This is a genomic window from Chitinophaga sp. CF118 (genome assembly GCF_900112615.1).
GTDB lineage: Bacteria > Bacteroidota > Bacteroidia > Chitinophagales > Chitinophagaceae > Chitinophaga.
This window is the reverse complement of sequence record NZ_FOMK01000006.1, coordinates 144,019-167,245: the sequence shown is the minus strand read 5'-3', so window position 1 is coordinate 167,245 and position 23,227 is coordinate 144,019. Positions and strand designations below refer to the sequence as shown.

The 23,227-nt window shown below is 41.9% G+C and carries 15 protein-coding genes; 3 read left to right on the top strand and 12 right to left on the bottom strand.

Translation table 11 applies throughout. From position 1 onward, the window contains the following. Nucleotides 1-23 precede the first annotated feature (23 nt). Nucleotides 24-1,052 carry an efflux RND transporter periplasmic adaptor subunit gene (locus BM176_RS22815; protein ID WP_090106651.1) on the bottom strand — a complete coding sequence of 343 codons (1,029 nt, stop codon included), beginning with the start codon at nucleotides 1,050-1,052 and terminating at the stop codon, nucleotides 24-26. A gap of 212 nt (nucleotides 1,053-1,264) precedes the next feature. Beyond that, nucleotides 1,265-2,170, bottom strand: a complete 906-nt coding sequence (locus BM176_RS22810) for a helix-turn-helix domain-containing protein (protein WP_090106650.1) — start codon at nucleotides 2,168-2,170, stop codon at nucleotides 1,265-1,267. 472 nt (nucleotides 2,171-2,642) lie between these two features. Here BM176_RS22810 and BM176_RS22805 point away from each other — a divergent pair, with 472 nt between their 5' ends. Further along, a complete protein-coding gene (locus BM176_RS22805) occupies nucleotides 2,643-2,846 on the top strand; it encodes a cold-shock protein (protein ID WP_090106649.1) in 204 nt (67 codons plus the stop codon). A 221-nt stretch (nucleotides 2,847-3,067) separates the two neighbouring features. On the opposite strand, the gene BM176_RS22800 is transcribed toward BM176_RS22805, so the two are convergent. From BM176_RS22800 to BM176_RS22790, 3 genes are all read right to left on the bottom strand, one after another. After that, nucleotides 3,068-6,199, bottom strand: a complete 3,132-nt coding sequence (locus BM176_RS22800) for a PQQ-dependent sugar dehydrogenase (RefSeq protein WP_090106648.1) — start codon at nucleotides 6,197-6,199, stop codon at nucleotides 3,068-3,070. 427 nt (nucleotides 6,200-6,626) lie between these two features. Next, a complete protein-coding gene (locus tag BM176_RS22795) occupies nucleotides 6,627-7,637 on the bottom strand; it encodes a cytochrome d ubiquinol oxidase subunit II (protein ID WP_090106647.1) in 1,011 nt (336 codons plus the stop codon). Further along, nucleotides 7,634-8,968, bottom strand: coding sequence for a cytochrome ubiquinol oxidase subunit I (locus tag BM176_RS22790; RefSeq protein WP_090106646.1), 1,335 nt, complete (start codon nucleotides 8,966-8,968; stop codon nucleotides 7,634-7,636). The genes BM176_RS22795 and BM176_RS22790 overlap by 4 nt, the downstream gene beginning before the upstream one ends. A gap of 127 nt (nucleotides 8,969-9,095) precedes the next feature. Here BM176_RS22790 and BM176_RS22785 point away from each other — a divergent pair, with 127 nt between their 5' ends. Then, the gene (locus tag BM176_RS22785) at nucleotides 9,096-9,542 is read left to right on the top strand and encodes a KTSC domain-containing protein (protein WP_090106645.1); all 447 of its coding nucleotides are present in this window, start codon (nucleotides 9,096-9,098) and stop codon (nucleotides 9,540-9,542) included. 9 nt (nucleotides 9,543-9,551) lie between these two features. Then, complete coding sequence (locus BM176_RS22780; protein ID WP_090106644.1) at nucleotides 9,552-10,001, top strand: ribonuclease H family protein; 450 nt, start codon at nucleotides 9,552-9,554, stop codon at nucleotides 9,999-10,001. A 210-nt stretch (nucleotides 10,002-10,211) separates the two neighbouring features. Here BM176_RS22780 and BM176_RS22775 read toward each other — a convergent pair whose 3' ends face one another. The 7 genes from BM176_RS22775 to BM176_RS22745 are packed head-to-tail and all read right to left on the bottom strand — an operon-like array spanning nucleotide 10,212 to nucleotide 23,225. Beyond that, nucleotides 10,212-10,832 carry an HAD family hydrolase gene (locus BM176_RS22775; protein ID WP_090106643.1) on the bottom strand — a complete coding sequence of 207 codons (621 nt, stop codon included), beginning with the start codon at nucleotides 10,830-10,832 and terminating at the stop codon, nucleotides 10,212-10,214. Nucleotides 10,833-10,877: 45 nt separating this feature from the next. Continuing rightward, complete coding sequence (locus BM176_RS22770) at nucleotides 10,878-12,197, bottom strand: sugar porter family MFS transporter (protein ID WP_090106642.1); 1,320 nt, start codon at nucleotides 12,195-12,197, stop codon at nucleotides 10,878-10,880. Between the two features lie 50 nt (nucleotides 12,198-12,247). Next, complete coding sequence (locus BM176_RS22765) at nucleotides 12,248-13,276, bottom strand: aldose epimerase family protein (RefSeq protein ID WP_090106641.1); 1,029 nt, start codon at nucleotides 13,274-13,276, stop codon at nucleotides 12,248-12,250. 2 nt (nucleotides 13,277-13,278) lie between these two features. Continuing rightward, entirely contained in the window at nucleotides 13,279-16,545 is a 3,267-nt protein-coding gene (locus BM176_RS22760) for a DUF5107 domain-containing protein (protein WP_090106640.1), read from the bottom strand. Between the two features lie 32 nt (nucleotides 16,546-16,577). Beyond that, nucleotides 16,578-18,716, bottom strand: coding sequence for an alpha-amylase family protein (locus BM176_RS22755; protein ID WP_143097885.1), 2,139 nt, complete (start codon nucleotides 18,714-18,716; stop codon nucleotides 16,578-16,580). After that, nucleotides 18,717-20,201 carry a RagB/SusD family nutrient uptake outer membrane protein gene (locus BM176_RS22750; protein WP_090106638.1) on the bottom strand — a complete coding sequence of 495 codons (1,485 nt, stop codon included), beginning with the start codon at nucleotides 20,199-20,201 and terminating at the stop codon, nucleotides 18,717-18,719. 18 nt (nucleotides 20,202-20,219) lie between these two features. Then, a complete protein-coding gene (locus tag BM176_RS22745; RefSeq protein ID WP_177230500.1) occupies nucleotides 20,220-23,225 on the bottom strand; it encodes a SusC/RagA family TonB-linked outer membrane protein in 3,006 nt (1,001 codons plus the stop codon). Nucleotides 23,226-23,227 lie beyond the last annotated feature (2 nt).

The following is a 23,227-nucleotide window of genomic DNA, read 5'->3' as shown; positions in this document are numbered from 1 at the left end:
TAGCAGACGTAATAAATATGATATCAGAAACTTAAAACACTCCCATCTTTCAATGTGGATTGTCCGGCTGTAATTACCTGTTCTCCATCCTTTAACCCTTCAAGCACCACTATGTCATTTTTCCCAGTCAGCATACCCGCAGTAATACGTTTGCGTACAGCTTTGCGCTGCTCATTGGCAATGAAAACATAAGTAATGTTATCTGCATCTCTTACTACTGCAGTAGCAGGAATGGTAATGGTATTTATACTCCTTCCTGTATTTATGCTTACGTCTGCTATCATACCGGGTAACAGTTTCCCATCATTATTATTGAGCTGTATCTTTACAGAGTAAGTTCTGGAAATCGCATCCGCCTGGGGATTGATGATAGTTATTTTACCAGTAATGCTATCATTCAGAGTACGAATAAAAACACCAGCTTCAGTTCCATGTTTTAATGCGCCTACTTCACTTTCCGGTACAGATATTTTAGCGTATACAATATCCGTTTTTATGATGGTGAAGGCCGGTATGCCAGGAGCAGCAGTACTTCCCTTTTCAATTTTCTTTTCAGTGATGATACCGGATATTGGTGAATACAGGCGGCTATCGGAAATATGTTTTACATTAATGCTCTTATTGGCCTTAGCCTGTGCCAGTTTTGTCTTAACATCTATATAATCTCTTGCAGGAAGGCTTCCTTTATTGTACAGTTCATTAAGGCGGTTATACATATCTTCTGCCTGTTCTAAACCTGCGCTTGCAATTGCCAGTGCATTATTATATTCTGTTGCATCAATGCTTGCCAGTAACTGTCCTTGTTTAACTACCTGCCCTTCTTCTACAGCTACATTATTTATCACACCGGAAACTGCAAAACCTATTTGTGCAGTATTGTCTGGTTCTATTGTACCTGAATAGGTCAGTTCTTCCGGTAGGTTACTCCTTTGAATTGTAAGAATGCCCACTTTTACCGGTGTTTGTTGTGACTTTTTTTCTTCTTTATTACCACAGGCAGTGAACAATATCACTATAAAAAGAAAGGGAATTGGTTTGAAGAACATTGACATACACTTATTTTATTTCAATTATTGAATGCAAAAATTAATAGCGCAAAATTACTCGTATCACCACGGTAAGAGAAGGTTGATAAATCGGCAAAATTGGTCTGAAAGTCGGTTCTGTAGCGAATAAAGAGGGCACAAAAAAAATGGCCATGATATGATTATCGCGGCCATTGCATTAAACCTACAACTGTTACACTGCGTAACAAAATGAAATCTTAATTAATTGAACGGTATTCCGTGGGGGAAAGACCTGAATGTCTTTTGAAGAATTTTCCAAAAAAAGATTGATCACTAAAGTTCAGCATCTCTGCTACCTGGTAAATACTTAGATCATGATCATCTAACAATAGCTTTGCTTCCAGCATCACAAAATCGTCAATGATCTCACCGGCGGTTTTGCTTGTCTGTTCTTTCACTGTTTCCGTGAGGTATTTTGCCGTTACATGTAACTGCGCGGCATATTGTTGTACGTTACGTTGTTCTTTAAACTGTAACTGTACCATGTTTATAAAACCCATTACAAGCCCTTCTTTCCTTGTAAAATCAGGGTTATTTGTTTTAGCGTATTTTTTGCTCATTCCTGCCAATTCATACAGAAAGAGGTAGAATGCATATCGCATCAATTCCTCTCCAAAAGGATGGCTGTTCAGATTTTTAGTTCGTTGTTCAAGCTGACTTATAATATCGGACAGAATTGATGCATCTTCCTGTTCAAGTTGCCAGTGCGGTGAATATTTGGAAGTGAAATAGTCTATCAGATCTATCCTTTTATCCGGCAGCCCCATTTTACTTAAAAAATCCGAAGTAAAACTAACGACAGATATTAAGCAGTCATCATTCGCCGATATGACCTGTTTAATCGCAAACGGAGAAGCCGCTAACAGACTGTTTTTAGTTAAAGTATATGCTTCCAGGTTTAATTTTACTTTCACCTCGCCAGAAATGACAAGCATGATTGCCATAAAATCAGATCTGAAACTTGCCTTTGTAATATCAAAATCTGCCTGCCTAATATTACTGGATACAAAAAATCCTTTGAAGGAGGATCCTGTAAACGATTTATTATCTGCTATAAACTCATCATGTTTATACATCTCTCCCCCATCTTTTTTAGTCGCCATGTCAAAAAGATTTTAGGAAATGTAAGACATTACTTTTGGCATTGGAATATTCAGATAGCATAACTTATTATATGACAACGCAAAGGTGTGCCGATCTTAGCTGTATTCAAAGGTTGATAAGTCGGCAACATTGGTCTAAAAGTCGGTTTTTAATCATAATTGCCCCCATTTTCTTACAAAACAGCTGCATATATAGTTGAATAACAGCGCCATATTTTGTATTTAGATGCATGTAGAGTTATGTAACAGCCTGTGCAATTGTATAACAGTATTCAGGATGACCAGGGTAAGATGATTGTTTGTATATCGGGGCTAAGATGATAATACACAGGATTGTAACAGGGTTTATGTGATGTTTGGCTATTTCCATTATATCAGAAACAGGAGAAAGAATAAATGATTGATTCTTAATTATATTTGGTGGCTGTATTTATTAAGGGTACCTTCGGAGGACATAACAATACAATTTTAAATGAGCACAAAATTAACCGGAACTGTAAAGTTCTTCAACGAGACAAAAGGATTTGGTTTTATCAAACATGATGAATCCACAAAAGAAACTTTTGTACACGTAAATGGTCTCGTTCACGAGATCCAGGCCGACGACCGCGTTGAGTTTGAATTGCAGGAAGGCAAGAAAGGTATGAACGCCGTTAACGTTAAACGTATAGATTAAGCTTGCTTATCTTTATACAATGTTCGCAGGGCTAACTTAAAAGTTAGCCCTGATTTTTTATTTACATACCCCGTTACTCTTCTTCTATCACCCAATAGTATTGTAGAAATTTATTATTGATAAGATTTAGCTATAAGTAAGGATAGCCATAAAATAGAATTGCCTCCAAAAGTCAGACTTTTGGAGGCAATTCTATTTTATGGCTATCCTCTTATAATTATTTACTCTTTGATAAATTTCAGACTGTTCACTTTGCCGTTATGAATCAGTTTTATCAGATAAATACCCGCTGGCAGTGAAGCCACAAGAACCATTTTTGTATATGCTCCGGATGTAAGCTTTCCACTTACAGGAACTAACAGTTGTTTACCCGTCATATCATATACAGCTAACATAGTGTAACCATTTGTTGGCAGACTGAATTTCACTGTAAAGGATGTAGATGCAGGATTAGGGTATACGGATAACGCCGATACTTTTAATGTTTTGGTAGCAGCCAGACTCGTAGTTGTTTTAATTTTCACTTCAGTATAGCTGTTCCACTCATTTAAGTTGTTACCATGACCCAGAATACGTACATACTTCGCCGTTTTACCGGTAAAAGTGAAGCTCTCAAAATTGAGGGATGTACCACTGCCCTGCAGGCCGGTAGCGGCATTGGTCCAGGTAGTACCATCTGTACTTACCAATACATCAAATAGAGAACGGCGGGTATCACCTTTATAAAATGCAATATCCACACCCGTAACAGTAGCCGTGCTGCCCAGGCAGAATTGTATCCACTGTCCGTTTCCGGTTGCAGACCACCGGGTATTCAGATCATTATCAACTGCATTGGCTGCTACATTTCCATCGTCGCTGCTCGCAATAACCGGTGTGCAATCCGGACCTCCTGTAGAATCTGCAATCACAGCAAGTTGCGGAGTATTAACTCCTGCCTCTTTCGAATTCAGGAATATACGTGGATCGTGTGACTGCTGACTTTTCAGCACCAATGATATTTTTTTCCTTCCTGCTGCCAGTTCACGCTGCACATAGCTGGTCACATCCCAGGTATAATATCTGGCAGCATCATTGGTAATTATCGCAGACGATAAAAGTGTAGTGTCTGATACAGGTTTATTATTAAATGTAATCGTTTTTTCTGCCCAGGTAGTGCTGCTTACCGGATATACTCCCACAGGTACACTGATGGCAGTAGTGCCCTCAACATTACCATATAATTTCAGCACCACAGATGATACGGACACAGTATTAGCAAGATCAAAAGTGAGATAGGTTTCGCGGCCATTATTCAACTGTCCGGCCGGCGATACTTTAACAAGAAGGAATGTAGAATCCGTAGTACCATACGTGATGGCTGCATTTGTTCCATCCCTTACATATGCATCCTGCACCGGAAGCAGCGTGATTGCAGGAGGAGCTGCTTTAAATATTGCAGTAAAGGCAGTATCATTATCAGTAATCCTGATATTCTGCACCCTGGCTCCGCCATGCGCCCAATGATCAAAAATATAGGTGACCCCGTTAAGCGTTTGCGGAGAAGGAGCATCCATTGGTCTTACCATACCAGATAAAGTAGCTGAAGAATATGGTGTGGTAAAAGGAATATTATTAAGGCGGATCTGCAAACCAGCGGGCTGAGTATTCAACGTTATATTGGAAGTAACAGGGAACATTTCCACATAGGTAGTATCCAGTTCTCCCCTGCTATCTTTCACAGAAAGAAGAATACGATACCAGATATCCGTTTCTGTATGTCCTCCATCTGAAATAACAAAAACACCATTTTTAACACTGTCTGACAATTGCGGACCAGGATGGATATGATTAGCATGATGAAAATCCACCCACCAATGAAATGCATTGGCAGAAAGGGTACCATCTTCTGCATCCGTACCAGTACCCGCAAATAAAACTGTATCTCCGGCGCGGAATTTGGAATTGTTTACAGGGGTAGTAATAGTGGCAACAGGTAAAGTGTTGGGCTTAGCGACAGTAAGTTTTGCATTACTGCTGGTAGCACTACCCGCAGTATTTGTTACCACTACACTGTAAAGACCAGAATCTGCCGGTTGTACATTAGCAATGGAATAACTAACAGCCGTTGCACCGCTGATATTAACCGCATTCTTTCTCCACTGGTAAGTGGGAGCAGGATTGGCAGTAGCCACTATACTAAAAGTTGCGGTTTGTCCTTGTGGTACACTAAGAGATTGCGGCTGTGTAGTTATCACAGGAGCCTGTGTACCCGTATAAATAAGTTTGTAAAGAGCACCATTATCCCGGCTAAGGAAATATAGATTTCCATCAATACCCTGTTTGATATAAACAAGTCCGCCGCCTAAATTGGTACCAAAGGCTGTCCGTGAAGGAGAGGCAGGATTTAGATAGTTGATCCATCCTCCACAATAGTCCAGGAAAAAATATTTTCCATTGTAGGTAGCCGGATAATTGCTGATTGCCCCATTGAAAAAAGTAGCACCGTTGATGGCACAACCTTGTCCGTCAGGAGGAGAATCATCCCTGTTGGTGCTATACCTGTAAATAGGGTTGGTTAAACCGGTACAACCGGATGTACAGGTTCCTTCCTGGTCCGGCCATCCAAAGTTACGGCCGCTAACAGAAGCGTCGTTGATTTCTTCCCAGGTAGATTCGCCAACATCATTGATAAAGATCTTGCCGCTTACAGGATCAATGGAATTCGTAAACGGATTTCGCAAACCATATGCCCAAACACGACTACGGGCGGCTCCACCGCTAAAGGGATTTCCGGAAGGAACAGTACCATCAGTATTAATGCGTAACAATTTCCCCATGTAGCTATCGAGGTTTTTAGCATTGTCGCCTACCTTATTATCTCCTACAGAAATGTACAACTTACCATCAGTACCAAAAGATAATCCACCTCCATTATGATAGATAGCACTTAATGTAGGCAAGTCCAGCAATACTGTTTCAGAACCTGCTGTATCTCCGGTTATAGTAAACCGGCTCACACGGTTATGTGGTCCGGAAGTACTGGTATAATACAGATAAATATAGTGGTTGGTAGCGAAGTTAGGGTCTACAGCAATGCCGATCAGGCCACGTTCCCCACTGGAACTAACGGAAAGTGTAATAGCAGGTGTGGATAACAGGCTACCATTTTTAATAACGCGTAACTGACCTGTTTCCTGGCATACAAGAATACGACCGTCTGGAAGAAAGGCCAGAGCGGTAGGACTGCTGATACCACTAACCACCTGCACCCGCTGAAAATTAGCAGGTAGTGATTGAGCTCTGGCAAACAGCGATAAAAAAAGTAAAAATAAGGGCAGTAATAAGCTTGTAATAGCGTATTTTTTTTCCATAATAGGTTTCTTTAACGAGGAACTTTGAGGGTTTAGATATTGGTGAGTTCAGACATACTTTTCCTGTTTACGTATAATCTTTTAAGTTATACACAGTAGTATTGTCACATGCAGGTGCGGACAACCTTTTAACGGGCGTAATTAATTATCAGGTTTTCATAAAGTTGTTTTTAAGGATGAATGATAGGGTTATTATATGTACAGAATATGGAAACAAAGTATGTTACAACACTCTGCTACATGGCGTTTCCGAATAATATAGGTTATACTTTTAGCTACTCTTCCGAAGTTATGCAATCGTTTGCAAAAATAAGGATACTATTTTCACATTTACCGATAGTATATTTAATCTCCCTGATTAAATATGTCCAAAATAGGCAATAGGGGTTTACTTATTATAACTTTTGGCCTAAATGGATCATTGAGTTTATTTATTATAATTCTTGTTAAAACTATACAACAGGTAAAACAATGCAGGTAAGATAAAAATACTACCCAGCAATAAGGCCATTCCGAGAGAATAAATAGCCCGCTCCTGCCCTGCATGCTCCATCAATGACAGATATCTTCCTCCTTTCATAATCACGATATTGGGATAATGCCGGAGTGTAATAGCCAGTAAGATCATTGTTACCTGGAATCCTGCCAATACCCTGATGATGATTAGCTTGCCCTTTTTAAGCAGCAGGAACCAAAGCAGGATCAATGACAGGGTGGCTGCAGTAATGGCAATAATACCCACCGCATTACCGAATAACCAGGTATCCAGCGGGATGCCTTCAGAGTGTGCTGCTATAAAAACCAATGCACCAAAAACTACCGCTGCCAGATTCATTTGCTTAGCCTTGCGGATAAACCGTTTTCTGTTCAATTCATCGTCTGTTTCCCCGATAATAAATATCGCCGCAAGAAATCCACAGATGGCAACTGTGAAAAAACCAACTGCCACGGAGAACCAGTTCAACCAGCTGAAAATATAAGCAGATAAAAAGTCGTGCGCATCCGGATCAATCTTGCCCGAAACAGCACTGGCAGCTATCACTCCCAGGAAAAATGGCGTAATGAAACTGGAATACACAAAGATCTTGTTATATACCTTCTGCATATTATCCACCACTGCATCATAGTTCCGGAACGTAAAAGCTGTTCCTCTGGCTATAATCCCAAACAGCATAATGACCAATGGAATATGAAGATGTGTAGAGATTGTAGTATAGATATCGGGAAAACCAACAAACAGTACTACAATAGCAATGATCAGCCACATATGATTAGCTTCCCATATCGGGGCTATGGCCCGGTACATCGTATTTCGTGTATGCTGTTTATTCCGTTTGGAGGTGAACAGTTCTATAATGCCAGCGCCAAAGTCCGCACCTCCCATTAAGATGTATAATAAAATGGCAGCCCATAAATAAACAATCACTACATAAATCATATGGCCTGGTTTTTAGAAGATGGAGAAACATCGTAGATATTACCTACCATTTTTATTTGTCTGTATAATAAGAAAGTAACAATCAGTGACAGAGAAATATACATGGCTGTAAAGATGTAAAAAGAATAAACAATGCCCGGCATCGGAGTCACGGCATCTGCTGTACGCATAATGCCATTGATGATCCAGGGTTGCCGCCCTACTTCAGTAACCGTCCATCCTGCTTCTACAGCAATAAATCCCATAGGGGTGGCAATCACAAACAGTCTTAACAACCATTGACTACGTAACCAGCTTTTCTTTTTCAGGATGGCTATAAAGTAGCAGACTGCTATCAGTAACATAATCATTCCCAATCCTACCATTATCTGGAAAGCGTAATGTGTAATGGCAACGGGTGGCTGATTTTCCAGGGGAATCTTATCCAGTCCGTCTACAGGAGTAGTAAAATCTTCATGTAACATAAAACTCAGCAAGCCGGGAATCTTCAGGGCATATTTTACTTCCCGGGTCTTTTCATCCGGAATACCACCAATAATTAACGGAGCAGCGGCTTCTGTATGGAAATGTGCTTCCATAGCTGCCAGCTTTGCCGGCTGTCGCTTCCCTACATCCTTTGCAGAGATATCCCCGCTTAGTGGCTGCAGAACCGCTGCTACACAGGCGAAAACGGCTGCAATCCTGAATGACTGCATATGAAAATAAACATTCTTCTTTTTCAGGATCATAAGGGCATGGATACCTGCTACGGCAAACCCTGTGGCAGAAAATGCAGCAATACACATGTGCAGCGCCTGCGAAAACCAGGCATCATTGAACATCGCCTTTATTGGATCAATGTTCAGGTATTGTCCATCTATAAAATCGAAACCCGCCGGACTATTCATCCAGGCATTTGCTGCTACTACCAGGATCCCGGAAATCAATCCACTCACCCCTACTACCACCCCGGTTACCCAATGAAACCATTTATTGAAACGGTCCCACCCATACAGGAAAAAGCCGAGTGCAATGGCCTCTATAAAAAAGGCTGTTCCTTCCAGAGAAAAAGGCATCCCGAAAATAGGGCCTGCATGTTTCATAAACTCCGGCCATAACAGCCCCAGTTCAAAGGAAAGTACTGTACCAGATACAGCTCCGGTGGCAAAAAAGATAGCCACTCCCTTGCTCCACGCCTTTGTTATATTTTTGTAAACAATGTTGTTAGTCCTCAACCAGTAAAAATGCGCCACCGCCATAAAAAATGGCATCACCATCCCAATACATGAAAAAACAATATGAAAGCCCAGCGAAAGTCCCATCTGCGACCTGGCAGCTATAAAATCGTTCATATATATATTTTGTATAAGTCAAAACTACTAAATACTAAGCACCGCGTCCCTGATAAAGATCATATTTTGGTTAGTTTAGGTAAAAATGCTTGGTTGGCGGCTAAAACGGGTTACCTTTGCATATTTTATGAGTAAAATAACAGACTACCGTAAGCTACTCGGTGTAAGCAAGACAACAGAATTACAGGAATTAAAGACCATCTACAGGAATTTAATGAAAGAATGGCATCCTGATAAATTCCAGGAGAGCGATGAGAAAAAGCACGAAGCGGAAGAAAAAAGCAAGCAATTCATTGAGGCTTATAACTTTCTGGCAAGCGTAGCCCCTGAAACAATTGCAAAAGCGCTTCCTGAATACACGGAAACGATTTCTGCCTCAACAATTCAGGACTTCTCTTATACAAAGACAACTTTAACACTCACCTTCCAGGATAGTAGTAGTTATGAGTACTTTGATGTGCCCAAAGCCCTCTACATTAAACTGATCAACTCCGATTCACCGGGAAGATTCTGCCGCAGGCATATCTACCATGAATTCGTTTACCGCAAGGTGAGCAGAGCAGTGGAAGTATAAACGCAAACGGTGACCGCAACAATCTATACTGATGGAAGTTGTCATACCCAAAGCCTCAAAGGAGGTTGGGCTGCGATAATTTTTGTTGATGATGAGAAAGTTGTACTTACCGGAGAAGCATTCAATACTACACATAACAGGATGGAACTGATGGCTGTTATAAAAGCCATCAGTTATGTGCAGGATAAATATTCCTCTATTACTGCTATGGATATTATCTCAGACAGCCAGTATGTTGTGGGATTGGCAGATCGCAGAGAAAAACTCACCGCCCAGCATTTTACCACTAAAAAAGGTACTGAAATAAGGAATGCAGATCTGGTTAAAACCCTGCTAACTTATATTGCAGAACTCCCACTTACATTTACGAAAGTAAAAGCACATCAGAAAAAAGACAACGAACTCAATTTCAATATAGAAGTAGACAAACTCTCCCGCAATATCGTTAGAAAGCCCTGATACATCTCTTCAGACACTTTTGTACACTTATACAATCTATTAGAAAAATACTGCCACACATTAATTGCTGTGGAACTATATAATGTTAAGCGTGAAATGTAATGGGTGAAAAGTGAAAGGCCAATCCCAGGGTGGAAACTAAAAAGTTCCTGCAATACTTTGATTGGCAGCATTGGCACCAATCAAAGTATTGCAGGAACTTTTATATTTTTATAAGCCCAGTCCGAAGCTCTTCAGCTTTTCTTTTGTAGATGCATAGTCTGCGTGCAACAGACCATTGATACCCAATCCTTCTGCTACTGATACAAACATCGCACGGTCTTCTATATATAATACTTCTGCCGGATTTACCAAAGCAATGTCCAATGCAATCCGGAAAATATCCGCATCCGGCTTACGGAAATGAACAAAACAGGAAGAGATAAAAAAGTCTACGAACTTGTTAATCCCAAACTTCCTGATCCTATATTCATTCAACTCACGGCCTTCATTATTCACAATAGCGATCTTTAAACCATGTTTTTCTTTCAACTGGCAGATCATCTCAATCATGTCATTATAAGGCTCAGTTCGTGAGAACATAAACTCCTTAAATGTTTCCCGGGTAAAGTTCCGGTCTTCGTAAAACACGATCCTGCTGAGGTATTCATCCAGCGTCAGCTTACCTACCTCATATGTATCGAAAGTAAGATGATGCCTTTCTTCCAGTTCTATCAGATCCAGAGAAAAAGTACTCGCTGCCAGTTTACGTGCCGCGCGGTCCCAGCCATTTGTGAGAAGAACGCCGCCAATGTCTATGAACAATGTGGTAATTGAGGATGTCTGCTGCATAGTTTTTTAAAATAGAACACTAATTTAAGCATAATGTAGTTAATGTTAATGCCCTACAATTACATCTTCAAGTTCTTCCAGCGTTTTCCCTTTAGTTTCCTTTACATTCCGCCAGATAAATACAAAGCCCAGTAAACAGATCCCGGCATAAATATAAAATGTACTATCCTTCAGCCTGTCAAACAATATAGGGAACGTGAACACCAATATAAAGTAGGCGGCCCATAGGGATAATACAGCTATAGATGTAGCGGCACTACGGATCTTATTTGGAAATATTTCTGAGATCAGTACCCAGGTAACTGGCGCTAACGACATTGCATAGGTACCGATGGCTGCCAGCAGAAACCAGGACACATCAGCGGAGCCTGCTGCCAGCATCCTTACGACTACTATATAAAGTATTGCCAGTCCGCCGGCACCTGCCAGCATCAAAGGTTTACGGCCTAACTTATCTACCAGCAGCATGGCCAGCAATGTAAACACCAGGTTCACGCCACCAATAAAAACGGTCTGTAATAACTGCCCATCCTGGGATACGCCTATACTATGAAAGATCCGGGGCGTATAATTAAACACCACATTAATGCCGCATAACTGCTGAAAAATGGCAAGAATTACTCCGGTTACAACAGCTGGCAATACAGCCTTGTTAAAAGCAACACCTCCGGTACTCAATTGATTGGATCGTTCAATAGTAACCAGTGATTCACGGGCAAACGAAGCATTCCCTATCCTTTCCAGGATCACCCCTGCTTCTTTGGATCTCCCTGCCTTTACCAACCAGCGCGGACTTTCAGGCAGCCACAATGCCCCCACAAAAAACAATACAGAAGGGATCACTCCAAGTCCAAACATCCAGCGCCAGGCATCCGGACCATTATTCCGCAACGTATAGTTCACAAGGTTAGTAACCAGTATGCCCGTCACCACCGTCAGCTGATTAATGGCCACCATGCGGCCCCGCAAATGCGCAGGAGAAACCTCTGCAATGTACATTGGAGACAACATTGATGCCATCCCCACTCCTATTCCTGCCACCAGACGAAAACCGATAAAGAAGTCCCTGCCGGGTGCCAGCGCCATCGCCAGTGAGGAAACACCGAAAATAGCGGATGCTACAAGTAATCCCCATCTACGCCCATATTTATCTGCTATCTTGCCTGCTACCAGGCAACCAATAATAGCTCCCAATGCAAGACTACCAGTAGCAAATCCCTCCCAATAGGCATCAAGGCCAAACTGCTGCTGTAAAAAGGGTAAAGCACCCGAGATAACAGCAAAATCAAATCCGAAAAGATAACCTCCCAATGCGGAAATAAATGAGATACCAAGAATATAGCTGCTATTATAGGTTTGTTTCATAACTGGATTTTATAATACTGAATTCATAGATGCCAGGAATATAACTGCAATTATACACCGGATTTTAAAACACTGAATTCATAAATCGTGCAGGTTTCATAAGTACTCCCCGGCTCTAAAATAGTACCGGGAAACTGCGGGTGATTGGGACTGTCCGGGAATGCCTGTGTCTCCAATGCCACTGCCCCGTGTTTTTCATACAAACTACCATCCCATAGGTTGGCGGTATATAACTGCAAGCCTGGCTGGTCTGTAAATACCCGTAGCTGCCTTCCCGTTAGCGGATCATATAAGGTGGCTGCCGGCACGATCCCATCTTCCCGCTTACCATTCAGCACATAATTATGATCAAAGCCCTGATCGGCCGGAAACCGGTCAATATCTGCCCCTATTCTTTTAGGTTGCAGAAAACTTAATGGTGTTCCTTCCACCTTTAAAATCTTACCATCAGGTACATTCAGTTCATTCTTACCCGTGTAGTAGTACGCGTTAATATACAAAAGATGATCTGTTATCAGTGGTTGTTCAAAACCACTAAGATTAAAATAAGAGTGATTAGTAAGGTTCACCGGGGTGCACTGATCTGTCATCCCTGTATATTGGATACTGAATCTGCCTTCATTGTCCAATGTATATTGCACTTTTACCCGCAGGTTTCCAGGATAACCTTCCTCCCTGTCCCGGCTTAGGTATTCCATTACAACCCCTGTATCTGTCACTTCCACAATCTCCCATACCTTTTTATGAAAGCCTTCAAACCCGCCATGCAGATGATTCCCAGCATCATTCACTGAAAGTTGCACCGGTTGGCCATCTAAAAGAAACCGTCCGTAAGCTATCCTGTTTGCATACCGCCCCACAACACAACCAAAATAGGCTTCATTGCGTTCGTATTGCTGCAAATCCGAAAACCCGGCAACCACATTCTTCATCACACCATTGCGATCCGGTGTATAAATAGCAGTAATTGAACAACCCAGGTTTGTGATAGTAACACTCATCTGTTCATTCTTCAATGTGATCAGATATAAATCGGATCCTTTCAGCTGACCATAATACTTACTCGAAACGGATAACATACTTACTCCTTTATCAATGGGTTAAAAACAGCACCCTGGTGATTAACATCCAGCTGTATGACTTCATCCAGGTATATACGGCCCTGTATCTCGTAGCCGAGTCCCAGATAACCAAGGCCTATAAGATATTTACAATGAATCGTGTTCCGCAGGTTGATGTCCAGATCAAACACCAGCATATCTGGCAAAGACACTGCGAAATAATCAATGCTTACGGTATCATTCATATGTTGTTCCCCAAACCGGATGAACCGCTTAAAGATCTCCTTTGCCTTCTCCGGCTCACCCAATTTCTGCCAGGCCAGCGCCTGATATACGATCTTATCCGGTTGCGGATCATTGTAATATATAGCCTGTACAGGTTCACTAATACCACGTGTAGCAGCTATAAATAATTCACCCGCTTTTTCAGGCTTTCCTAATCCTTCATATACGCAGCCCAAAAGGTAATGCACATCATTTTCCTGTGCACCATATAATTTCCCTTCTCCGAGATTATCCGGATATTCTGAAAGGGCTGTCAGTAATTCCAGCGCATATGTAAATGCTTTTTCCTGAATGGCACGCCTGGCCAATTCTATATGACATAAGATATACTGCCCTACTACTTTTCCCTCACCTCCTTCCCAGGGGTGGAATTTTCTGGTAGCTAACATGGTCTGAGCCTCGTTAAACCAGCCCAGATTATTACACAACGTTATTCTCTCCAGGTACAAATCATCACGTTCATCCACTAACGCATTATTTCTCTCCAGGATGGCTAATCTTTCAGCAAAGTTTTTTCCGGTGATTTTATATAACTGATCCAATTCCATCAGGATACGGGCATCCTTTGTATCCAGTGCAAAAGCCTTTTCCATACATACAATAGCCTCCTGTTTTTTATGCAGTTTGTTATAATAAGCTAAGGAGAGATTACGGTAAGGCGTGGGGAAAGTATTATCCAACTGAATGGATGCCTCCCAGTTTTTAATCGCTTCCGCATACTGTCTTTTATCATACCAGAAATTGCCCAGGTAATAGTATGCCTTCGCATCAGAAGGATTTACCAACACTGCGCTTTCCAGAATTGTTAATTCTTCTGTTTTATTTGGAAAACATCTGTCCGGACTTTGTGCAGCAGCCTGCTGATAATATGCCAATGCTTCCGGTGCATGCCCTGCTTTCATGGCAAACCATCCGCTGTAATAGTATACCAATGGCGATTTTCCGTTACAGTATTTCAACACTTCGATAGCAGTGTCATACATACCTGCATGTGCATATTCCAGCGACAATTCAAGATAATTATTCACCGCACCTCTCATCAATGTATTCAATTTATCTAATACAGCAGCATCCTGAGAAGCAAGGTACCATTCATACAAACAACCATAATTGAAAGGATCTATTTGTAGTGATTCAGTTATAAAAGAAATATTATCCTGCTTATGTTTTCTTAACAACGCAGCTTTTAAATGACGGGCAGTATGACTGTGATAATTCCTGATTAACGATTTATCCACCAGCATCAGCGCCTCACTCCACTTACCTTTAGCAGCTGCAATCCTTGCCAGCATCAGGAATCCGCTGTGTTGCCAGGCATCATTCCAGGTAGCCTTATAAAAATAATCGTATGCTTCGTCCAGCTGCCCCTGAAACTGTAATGAAAGTCCAAGGTTATAATACACTTCCCCGTCGTAAGGGTTCGGATTCCTGCTGGTTAATGTACGGATGGCTGTTTCAAAATAAGGAATGGATTGCTTAAACTGTCCACGCCGCAAATACAATAAGCCCATCGCATTATTACACCGCACATCTCCCGGGCTTCTTCTTAGTCCCTCTTCGTAATAATCAATTGGATTAAATGTAGCGTGCCGGTATTGTTCCAGGTGTAAACCATTTAAGTATAACTCTTCCACCTGTTCTATTTCAGCTGGTAGTTTAGCCGCTGTAGCAGCCGGAGGTATCTCTTTTTTTTCTTCCTTTTCGGGTTTCCATGATACCAGTTCATGTCCATTTTCGTCTGTAACAAACACCTGGTATTCTTCATTTTTTACTGCGCCGAATACTGTTTCGAAAATCTCTGAAGGAGATAAATCTACCCTGTATTCCTTCAGCAACTGCCCTTCTTCCCATACCTGTATTCTGGCATCTTTGTAAGTAGCAGTAGCGTAAACCTTAATCAGTAATTCTCTATTCTGCCAGTCGAGATTCAGCATAGCTTCCTTAGTAGCATTCTTTACCACCCCTATCTGAGCATAAGGCATAAAATACTGCTCAAAACTTTTGCCTTCATTGGGCTGCAACCAGGAGAAGTCCGGCTGATTATCGGTAAATACCCCGGTCATCAGTTCTATATAAGGACCATCTTCATCTGTAAGGTTTCTATCCCAGGCATATCCAAAGTCGCCATTCCCCCAGGTCCACTGCTTTTTCCCGGGCGACACATGATGATCTGCCACGTGCAGCATACCTGCCTGCGTATCATGTTCATAACAACCTATGAAATTGTATTTAGAGCGGATAGCCATATACGATGTAGGAACAGGAATAGTATCATACCGGGAAATATCAGTACCAGGGGCATAGTTCACTTTGTAATAAGTACCGGTAGCGATGGGAAAGTCAGATACATCTCTTTTGCCATGATCAAAAACAGCATATACATCCGGTGGAAAAACAGACTGGTAAAATTCATTCACCTTTACCGCCGGATTAGCCCACCAAAGGAATGTTTGCGGAAAAGGTGTGCGATTAAAGAGTTTCCCTTTAATTTCCAGATAAGCCTTCCCGGGATATAAAGTAAAACCGGCCATTCCCTTGGTACGGAACATAACTTCTATCTCATTCACCCAAACCGTTTTACTTCCATCTGCATTTTCTTCTATGGTATAATCAACCGCTTCAAAAGTACTGGGACGATGATGCTGTGGCCAGTTAAATTCTATTCCTCCAGAAATCCAGGGCCCGGCCAAACCTACCAATGCAGGCTTGATCACCTGGTTATAATACACAAAATCACGTTTCCGGATCTTATCATATGCCCTTTGAATCCGTCCTCCTATTTCAGGAAGGATCATAATTTTCAGGTATTCATTTTCCAGGAACACAGCTGTATATTCCTGATCTGTTTTTTCATCGGCTATCTTTTCTATCACCGGATGAGGATACACCACACCACTGCTTCCCTGGTACACTCTCTTTTCCAGGAACATCGGATTCTTTTCTGGCTGTCCTGCTTTATAAGTAGGTATTGACACCCTTTCTACCCAGGCTGTTACTTCCATATAATATCGTTTATGTTTTTACTCCTCTGAAATTAGAATTCAGGTATTAGTTTCACCATTATAGCATCCTTCACAGGCACTATCAGTGTAAAAGAATCGTTCTCTATTTTGCCCAGTAATTCACCTGATAAAAATTCTTTCATCAAATATTTCCCATGATCCAGCCCCAGATCTTTTAAAAACAACGTCTCTTTAAACTGCTGCTCTTTTGAAAAGTTGAACAGTGCTACCATCGTCGTATCTCCCTTTAAATAAAAAGACATTTGTTGATCCATGCTCTCCCCATCAGACATACGCAAGGGAGTAAATACTTTCGGCTGACTAAAAAACTTACATACATCTGCATTATCCAGATACTTTTTTGCACGTTCCGTAGCCAGCTTCTCCCTGAAATCAGAACCGTCTCCCAGAATACTGCCCATCGTCATCATTGCATAAATTCTTACTTTCACTTCCTGTTCTGTCAACTCCTGGTTTTGTTGAAAACGCTGCATCACCGCTACATCCAGGTTGGTATAAGGCCATAATGTACCCTGCACCCACCACAAATGTGAACCGGCAGACAAAGACGCCTCAGTACTACCCCAGTGAGGAAACCCTGGCTGATCATCCCGCAGATGCGAATACACATCTGTTGAAACAAAACGGGTATGTGCATACTGGTGAGGGAACATCGGAGAGATAGCCATCGTTATAAAAATATCCGGCCCCATGATAGAATCTACCAATGCCTTCAGCATCTTCATACCCATGTTATATGCCTGCATACCAGATCTTACAGACTTATCAAAACGTACACTTGACTCAAGTGATCCCGCCGTTAAAAAGTCAATCTTAATAAAAGTTGCTTTGATGGCTTTTGCTTTCTGTAACTGCGTGATTATATACTGTCGGGTAGCGGGATGTGTAGGATCAAGAGGATAAGCGGCCCAGTCGCCTTTCTTGTACAGAATGGGATTACGGTCTTTATCGCGCAGCACCACATCTTGCAATAAAGTAGTGGTACCGTTCAATGTTTGCTGATCTATAGAATTTTTCCAGGTCCACAGGGCAAAAGGGATGAAATAGAATCCCATCTGCTGATTTCTTTTCTTGCCATACTTACCCAAAGAGGCCAGCAGATCCGTAGTATAAATTCCCTGATCATAAGAATCAATACTTAATACAGGTTTGGCATACTTATTAAAGTTATCCAGGGAATGAATAAAATCAGAGATCTTAATCACCCCTGCTGGCATCATCACCTTTGAATAACCCAATACACCCTCTACACCAAAGCTGTTCCAATAAACCGGTGCATATCCTTTCCAGGTTAATTTACCTGCTACTATTGTATTTGCTTTTCCATAATCCTCAAAAGTTTTACGGATATCCCTGCTGCCTGACAAATAGATTAGCGGGGAACTTACAACATTTCCTTTCATAATGCCATGAGGTGCATGATCATGCGTACCATCAAGACCTCCATAAGCCGGCGGCAGACTTTCGTTATCTTCAGTAGCAGCTCCTCCATATATTTTCAGTGAATCGATAAAACCTGTTGTAGCAGACGCTCTGTACACAATACCCGTTTTCCAGAAGTCGTGTGTAAGGCTACCCATTACCAACCCTGACAACATATATTTATCGTACACCGCAGAGAACTCATAACTGATTCCATTTGCGTTGGGCCATTTTGGTGTCAGAACTTTCACCCAGTTATCATTATCAAACGGCACATCCAGGATACGCGGATCACTACCGGTTATGGACAAACTACCCTGTTGTACAGGTAATACCGATAATGGAGAAATATTCCCTGTTTCCAGATCTCCTCCTTCTGCTACAGCATCGATGAGCAGGAAAGACGCATACATAGTAATATGTTGCACAAAACAGAACGGAATCTTCTCATCTTCATGAGTAATATTCAACCGGGTGCCAATACCAAAACTATCAGTCACATGTTCTACACTTGTCAGGTGTTTTCCAAAACCGGCACTTGTAATATACCCGGCAGTACGCTCTTCAATAGAAGCAATTGTATTCTCCAGTTTTGCCCCGTTGGAAAAATAGTAACTTACTTTGCCATTATGAACGATTATGCGAACATGGCCATTTACCAGGCTATCCTGTGCCTGCACATATGAACACAGAAGCAAAAAGAAAAAGAAAAACGATAATCGTAACATTTAGTATCCTGGATTTTGATCTGCGGGTTTCAGCGCAGGATTGTTTTCAAACTCTTTGGCAGGAATCGGGTACAGCAAATGTTTTGGCAGCATATTAGGAGCTGCATCAATATTGTGCGCCTTCGTTTCTGTCAGCAAAGTGCCTGTTCTTTTCAAATCGAACCAGCGCCATCCTTCAAACCCCAGTTCACGCATCCTTTCCAGCATGATTTCTGCACGCAGATGTTCCTGGTCCGGCGTTCCCTGCCAGTCTGCAAGTCCGGCTCTGTGGCGGATCTTATTCAGGTTCTCCAGCGCTATAGCACTTTCATTCAATTCATTCTCTACTTCTGCATACATCAGGATCACATCGGCATAACGCAGGTAATACATGTTACGGGAAGAAAGTGATCCACTTACTGAAACACCCGCAGTAATATCAAATTTCTTTACATGCGGCTTACCTACATCTGCCCACCATGAATAATCTACCAGGTTTCCATTCTCATCGTAGAACACACTCCGGAAAGTAGCATCTTTTCTCAGATCACCATCTTCGAAACTATTATAGAAATAATCTGTAGGAATAAGTACATGCCCGCCTCCGCCGGGGAGAGAAGGGGACTTGATCTGCCAGCAACCTGTATTACCAGCCATATTGCTGGTGTTGTCAGTTTCATTGGAGAACTGGATTTCAAACAGTGATTCTATATTATTCTCATTTTTCTCTACATACAGATCCTTATATTCAGGTAACAGGCTAACATTGGAAACGGTTAACAACGGCGCCAGTGTCATCTTTGCATTGGCATAATCTTTCCGGGTAAGATACACCTTGCCCAGCAAAGCAATAGCCGCCTCTTTAGTGGCCCTTCCGGCATCCTGGCCATTTGCACCTTTGCTGTTCAGATTTACCGCTGCAAACTGCAAATCTTCAATAATCAGTTTATATACGTCTGCTGTTGTACTTCTTGGATATCCATCTCTGTCTGCATCCGGATTATCTGCATCCGTTGGGAGCGGTACGCCATCAAACAACTGTACAAGATAAAAGTAAAACAATGCTCTCAGGAATTTCGCTTCCCCAATGCAACGGTTCTTCAACGCTTCATTTACCGGGGCCTGCTGAATATATTTTATGGCTACGTTGGCATTGATAATCCCTTTGTACGATACAGACCAGAATCCCTGCACCACATCATTCTGCCCTGTCAGCAAAAGCGAATAACTATTCACCGCAGAAAATCCCTGCCAGTAAGGCCCCCAGGTAGGCACAAAGATAGTCGTCTTTCCTTCATCTGTTCCTACCATTCCCACAATAGCATAGTCGGACCGCTTCAACACCAGCAATTGCCGGTAGACACCCGTTACACCGGCCACCACACCGGCTTCATCTTTGTATAATTCTTCCGGCGAAATAAATACCTCCGGTTTAATTTCCAGCTGCTTACTGCAGCCGGAAATTAAAAGGAGAAGGCAGACAAGGCGCATTTTATAAGAAAACATGTGGTTGCAATTTTAAGATTATAGACCAATTTTCACCCCAAACAGGATAGTACTGAACCGTGGATAGATATCATAACTGCCTGCATCAATCTCCGGGTCTATCCCCTTATATTTCGTAAACAGGAATGGCTCCAGCACCTGCCCGTATACCCCCATCGACTTCACTTTAATCCTGCTTAACAGTGTGGGTGAAAAATCATAAGCCACAGTAATATTCCTGATCCTGATAAAGTCTCCTTTCTGTACAGCAAAACTGGAAGAGCCACCAGGAAGTGTACGTGTAGAACTACCAAATGCATTGGGCCGGGGAATATTTGTATTCGTATTGGTGGGCGACCAATAATTCAGTCCTTCTTTCAGGATCACATTACGACCATTTGAATAGAGGTAATCTGTATATGCTTTGTTATAAATATCGTGACCATACATATAACTCGCAAACACTGTAAGCGATACCCTCTTGTACCTGAAATAGTTCCAGATACCTCCCCAGCCTTTAGGTGTAGTACGCCCTACAATGGCCCTGTCATACTGATTTATCACACCATCGTTGTTCAGATCTTTGATCCGTACATCTCCGGGTTTGCCAGTAGGATTCAGTTTAAAATCATCTCCCTGATTGTAAATACCGTCAAACACATAATCTACAATCAGACTGTTAGGTGCCTCTCCCACTTTGAGATAAGGACTTAATGAATCACGTCCTGGCAGCAGTGCAGTTACTTTACTTCTATACTTTGAGAAGTTAAGATCTATCTGCCAGTCGAAACTGGGAGTTTTAACTGGAGATAATTTAATGCCGATATCGATCCCTTTTGTGTTCAGGGAAGCCACATTGATCATCTTGGTATCAAACCCCTGGGAGAGTGCCAGATTGCGCTGTAACAGCAGGTTATGAACGTTCTTGTTATAGTAATCAACTGTCAGCTGAATCCTTGAACTAAATAACGCGAGGTCAAACCCGGTATTGAACTGATACTGACTTTCCCATTTTAAGGCATTATTACCCTGATTGCTGCCCAGTTGATAGCCGGTTGACTGAGTACTACCATTAAACGGATAACTGGCCGCATTAAGGCGCGCAAATACATTATCATAAGAGATATCCTGGTTACCAATCACACCATAGCTGATTCTGATTTTAGCATCATTCACCCTTGACTTAAACTTAATCCCAATAAAAGGTTCGTCTATTAGTCGCCAGGCACCACTTATAGAAGGGAAAAACCCATAACGGTTTTGTGCACCAAATCTTGAAGAGCCATCATAACGGGCTGTCAGGTTCAGGATATACCGTTGTTTGAATTTATAAATTACCCTGCCGAGAACAGAGCTGGTAGCCCAGTTGAAATAATCACTCTGGATCAGATCTCTCCTGTTGGCCAGGCTCATATTTTTGTATGTCAGTTCATCCGTAGGGAAACCAGATGCCTGTTCAAAGTTCCATTCCTGCCTTCTTTTTTGAAAAGTAAATCCGGAAAGTATATTGATGGAATGCCTTTCCGACGGATTATAATCGTACGTTAACGTATTTTCCCAGAGCCAGTCGCGGTAGCCGAAGTTCTGTACTTTAGCAACTCCCTTTTGCAAATATCCCGCCCCCGTAGATCGGGGATAGTATTCAAACTGCTGATTTTTATAAATATCAGTCCCCGCATTTGACCGGAAGCTGAGATTAGGAATCAGCTTATAATCCAGGTATACGTTTCCGATTAAACGATCATCTACTCTATGATTAATTGCTTCGTTGGTTAAAGCCAGTGGATTCGTAACTGTAATGGTACCAGTATTGGGATCTATATCCACTATTGGCTTGCCTGTTGAATCATAAATAGGACGTAGCGGACTCATACTAATAGCATTGTAATATGCCTCATTGCTCACAATATTATTATCCAGGTGGGAGAAATTCGTATTGATACCAATGGATACTTTATCTGTAACAGAGGATTCAACATTTGCTTTTAGTGAATACCGTTTCAGATTAGAACCTTTAATGATCCCGCTCTGATCCAGATAGTTACCACTCAGGTAAATCTTATTTCTGCCGATCCCGTTAGAGATGCTCAATGTATGGCTTTGCATTGGTGCAATCTGTGTAACCGCATCTGCCCAGTTATAGGTTTTCCCTTCTTTCAGGCTTTTCAGTTCTACCGGACTGAATATTTTCTTGTCGGTGGTATCACTCATAGGCCAGGCAGCAGGATCTTCATCACTCCATGCCAGTCTTCGCAGGTCGGCATACGTTTTCCCATCTACAAAACTATAACTCCGGTTAATTTTCTGAATACCGTAATACCCGTTATAGTCGATAGAAGCCCTGCCACTTTTCGCTTTTTTGGTCGTAATGATTACCACTCCTTCAGATGCCCGGGAACCATAAATAGCCGCAGCTGAAGCATCTTTCAAGATATCTACCGATTCAATATCATATGGATTGATCTCCCGGATATCGCCGGTTACAATTACTCCATCAACCACATAGATAGGCCCACCTCCCTGCATAATGGAGTTGATACCCCGGATCTTCACGGAAGTACCTGCCCCCGGCTGATACCCCGCACTTCTGATCTGCACTCCAGGTACCCGGGCTTGTAATGCGCTGTTAATTGAAGTAACAGGTAATTCACTCAACTCTTTACCTGAAAGGCTCGCAACGGCACTGGTGATATCTGATTTTTTCTGCTGTCCATAGCCAATCACCACTACTTCACTCAATCCGGAAATGTCTTTCTCGAGGTTTATTGTTAAAGCTGTATCGGCCGTTGTAAGTGTTACGGTGCGCGGTTTGTATCCTACAAAACTAAATACCAGCGTTGTCTTCCCATTAATATTGATGGAGAAATTTCCGGCCCCATCGGCTTTCATAGAAGCGCTTTTGCTGGTAAGGTTGGTGATTGTAACAAACGGAAGCGGATTTTTAGTCAATGCATCCAGTACCTTGCCACTAACCGGTCTGTTTTGCGCTGACAGCTGAATACACATAACCAGTAACATGATATACAGGGATACCAGTCTTTTCATAA

Excerpts from the sequence above, each read along its gene's own strand:
- BM176_RS22815 (WP_090106651.1), bottom strand. The coding sequence starts at position 1,052 with ATGTCAATGTTCTTCAAACCAATTCCCTTTCTTTTTATAGTGATATTG.
- BM176_RS22810 (WP_090106650.1), bottom strand. The coding sequence starts at position 2,170 with ATGGCGACTAAAAAAGATGGGGGAGAGATGTATAAACATGATGAGTTT.
- BM176_RS22805 (WP_090106649.1), top strand. The coding sequence starts at position 2,643 with ATGAGCACAAAATTAACCGGAACTGTAAAGTTCTTCAACGAGACAAAA.
- BM176_RS22800 (WP_090106648.1), bottom strand. The coding sequence starts at position 6,199 with ATGGAAAAAAAATACGCTATTACAAGCTTATTACTGCCCTTATTTTTA.
- BM176_RS22795 (WP_090106647.1), bottom strand. The coding sequence starts at position 7,637 with ATGATTTATGTAGTGATTGTTTATTTATGGGCTGCCATTTTATTATAC.
- BM176_RS22790 (WP_090106646.1), bottom strand. The coding sequence starts at position 8,968 with ATGAACGATTTTATAGCTGCCAGGTCGCAGATGGGACTTTCGCTGGGC.
- BM176_RS22785 (WP_090106645.1), top strand. The coding sequence starts at position 9,096 with ATGAGTAAAATAACAGACTACCGTAAGCTACTCGGTGTAAGCAAGACA.
- BM176_RS22775 (WP_090106643.1), bottom strand. The coding sequence starts at position 10,832 with ATGCAGCAGACATCCTCAATTACCACATTGTTCATAGACATTGGCGGC.
- BM176_RS22770 (WP_090106642.1), bottom strand. The coding sequence starts at position 12,197 with ATGAAACAAACCTATAATAGCAGCTATATTCTTGGTATCTCATTTATT.
- BM176_RS22765 (WP_090106641.1), bottom strand. The coding sequence starts at position 13,276 with ATGTTATCCGTTTCGAGTAAGTATTATGGTCAGCTGAAAGGATCCGAT.
- BM176_RS22760 (WP_090106640.1), bottom strand. The coding sequence starts at position 16,545 with ATGGAAGTAACAGCCTGGGTAGAAAGGGTGTCAATACCTACTTATAAA.
- BM176_RS22755 (WP_143097885.1), bottom strand. The coding sequence starts at position 18,716 with ATGTTACGATTATCGTTTTTCTTTTTCTTTTTGCTTCTGTGTTCATAT.
- BM176_RS22750 (WP_090106638.1), bottom strand. The coding sequence starts at position 20,201 with ATGTTTTCTTATAAAATGCGCCTTGTCTGCCTTCTCCTTTTAATTTCC.
- BM176_RS22745 (WP_177230500.1), bottom strand. The coding sequence starts at position 23,225 with ATGAAAAGACTGGTATCCCTGTATATCATGTTACTGGTTATGTGTATT.